This window comes from Syntrophorhabdaceae bacterium, from assembly GCA_028698615.1.
GTDB lineage: Bacteria > Desulfobacterota > Syntrophorhabdia > Syntrophorhabdales > Syntrophorhabdaceae > Delta-02.
This window is the reverse complement of the sequence record JAQVWF010000120.1, coordinates 1-2558: the sequence shown is the minus strand read 5'-3', so window position 1 is coordinate 2558 and position 2558 is coordinate 1. Positions and strand designations below refer to the sequence as shown.

Below are 2558 nucleotides of genomic sequence, written 5' to 3'. Positions count from 1 at the left end.
ACTGTCGAGGACCATGGTATATCCCCACTAAATGCCCTTTAGGGCCAAGGTAATTCCCCACCACCGGGGCCAAGGTAATTCCCCACTTGGCGGGGCCAGGTTAATTCCCCACTTTTTTGCCGGATGTCGGTGGACAAACCGATTATGATCCTGCATTCCTTAAGGCAACAATAAGGAACGGAGGGATCATGGCAAGGAGGGATATACCGATGAACGAGGTTATGGAGACAATCTACCAGTGGCATGAAGGAAGAAAGATTAAGCAGATCAGCCGATCGCTGGGCATTGACCGCAAGACAGTACGCAAATATCTCGGGCTTTTGAACGAGTTAACGATAGGTCGCGGCGACCCTTTACCCGACGAACAGGAGCTCTTGAGGAGGGTCAAGGTGATCATGGCTAAGCGGGCTGCCACCTACCAGGCGCCCGGCATTGAACTTGTTGGTCGCTACCGGGATGATATTGAGCGGTGGTTCGAAGACTCGAACATGACGGCCAAGCAGGCATGGCGTCTTTTAAAAGAGAATTACCAAATTAACGTAGCTTATACGACCGTCAAGCGGTACGTAAGAAAGGAGTTCCCCCGCACCTCTTTGCACGTAACCGTCCGCATAGAGACGCCTCCCGGCGACGAGGCACAGGTCGACTTCGGGTACGCCGGCCTCATGTACGACCCAACTACGCAAAAGAAGCACAGGGCATGGGCCTTCATCATGACCCTCTCATATAGCCGTCACCGCTTCGTCCGCTTCGTCTTTAACCAGGACATCCCCACCTGGCTTGACTGCCACGAACGGGCCTTTGCATGGTTCGGAGGGGTGCCCGGCAGGATCACGCTCGACAACTTGAAATCCGGCGTTGTGAAACCCGACATCTACGATCCTCTCGTCAACTACGCCTATGCCGATCTCGAACGCCACTACGGCTTCGTCGCCGATCCGGCGAAGAGAGGCGACGCCGAGCAGAAAGGAAAGGTCGAAAGGGCCGTGGCGGTGGTCAAGCAGCAGCTCCTTGCGGGCAGGACCTTTATCGATATCAACGATGCCAACGCGCGGGCACTCACCTGGTGCAAGGAGGAGATCGGTCATGAGATCCACGGCACGACGAAACGAAAGCCCTATCCTGTCTTCCTCTCCGAAGAGAAACAGTGCTTGAGACCGCTTCCCTTCCTGCCGTTCGAGCGGCCTGTGTGGAAAAGGTGCACCGTCCACCCGGACCATCACATCGTGTTCGACAAGTCCTACTATTCCCTGCCGACGAGATATATCGGCAAGAAGGTCTGGGTCAAAGGGACATATAAAACGGTAGAGGTCTTCTTGGACCATGAGCGGATAAAAATGCACCCCAGGGCGGCGCTGCCGGGAACATGGATGACGGACCAGACGGACTATCCTCCCGAGAAACTCGCTTACCTCATGGCGACACCGACGTGGTGCAGAAAGAAGGCCGCCGATTACGGCCCTAACACCGCGGCGCTCATGAACGCGGTCCTCGAGGAGCACGCCATGCGGAACCTGAGAAAGGCCCAGGCGATACTGCGCCTTGCCGAGAAATACCCCGATATTATCGAGAAGGTGGCCGAACGCGCACTTCTTTACGGCAATGTCCGGTATAAAAGCATCAAGGCGATGCTGGAAAAAGAATTGATCGGCAAACCTCCCGTCATCGTCGCCGCCCCGCTGTCGGAACTGGGGAGAAGCTTCCTCAGACCGCCTGATTCTTTTAAGGGGGTGGCGCCATGATCGACCATCATCTTGCTGAACAGCTGCGGAAGTTAAGGCTCGGGGGGTTCACAGAGAGCCTTGATTTAAGGCTCGCCCAAGCGAAGAACGAGGACCTTCCCTATATGACCTTCCTCTCCCTCGTCATCCAGGACGAGATAGAACGCAGAGAGGCGAAGAAACTCACTCAGAGGATCCGGCAGGCGTCGTTCGAGGAACAGAAGACTCTCGAGGGGTTCGACTTCGCCTTCAATCCCCGGATCAAAAGGGGGATCGTGACGGACCTTGCAACCTGCCTTTTTATAGAGAAAAAAGAGCATGTTCTCGTCTATGGGCTTCCGGGCGTCGGGAAGACGCATCTCGCCCAGGCGCTCGGACATGAGGCGTGCAGGCGGGGACACACGACGCTCTTCGTCAAATCGGCGAAGATGCTCCGCAGTCTCTATGCGGCGCGGGCGGACCACTCGTGGGAGAGGCAGCTGAAGAAATACGTCAGGCCCGATCTTCTCATCATCGACGACTTCGGGCTGACGGTACTGACACCGATCCAGGCGGAGGACTTCTATGAGGTCGTGACGGAACGTCATCTTCACTCGTCAATCCTCATAACAAGCAACCGGCCGCCTGAGGACTGGGTGGGACTCTTCCCGGACCCGGTGATGGCGAACTCGGCGCTCGACCGGCTAAGCCACCATGCCCATCATATTATGGTTGATGAAGGAGACACATACAGGAGGAAATTGAACCCGAGGAATAACAAATAATGTACCAGTCATCCGGCAAAAGTGGGGAATTAACCTGGCCCCGCTAGTGGGGAATTACCCTGGCCCTTGACAC

The 2558-nt window shown here is 55.9% G+C and carries 2 protein-coding genes; both read left to right on the top strand.

Going from position 1 to position 2558, the window contains the following annotated elements; translation table 11 throughout:
- Positions 1-188: 188 nt before the first annotated feature.
- Positions 189-1742: an IS21 family transposase gene (gene istA / locus PHC90_15040; GenBank protein ID MDD3847663.1), complete on the top strand. Its 1554-nt coding sequence runs from the start codon at positions 189-191 to the stop codon at positions 1740-1742.
- Entirely contained in the window at positions 1739-2485 is a 747-nt protein-coding gene (istB, locus tag PHC90_15035) for an IS21-like element helper ATPase IstB (GenBank protein MDD3847662.1), read from the top strand. The genes istA and istB overlap by 4 nt, the downstream gene beginning before the upstream one ends.
- Positions 2486-2558: the final 73 nt, after the last annotated feature.

Excerpts from the sequence above, each read along its gene's own strand:
- istA (MDD3847663.1), top strand. The coding sequence starts at position 189 with ATGGCAAGGAGGGATATACCGATGAACGAGGTTATGGAGACAATCTAC.
- istB (MDD3847662.1), top strand. The coding sequence starts at position 1,739 with ATGATCGACCATCATCTTGCTGAACAGCTGCGGAAGTTAAGGCTCGGG.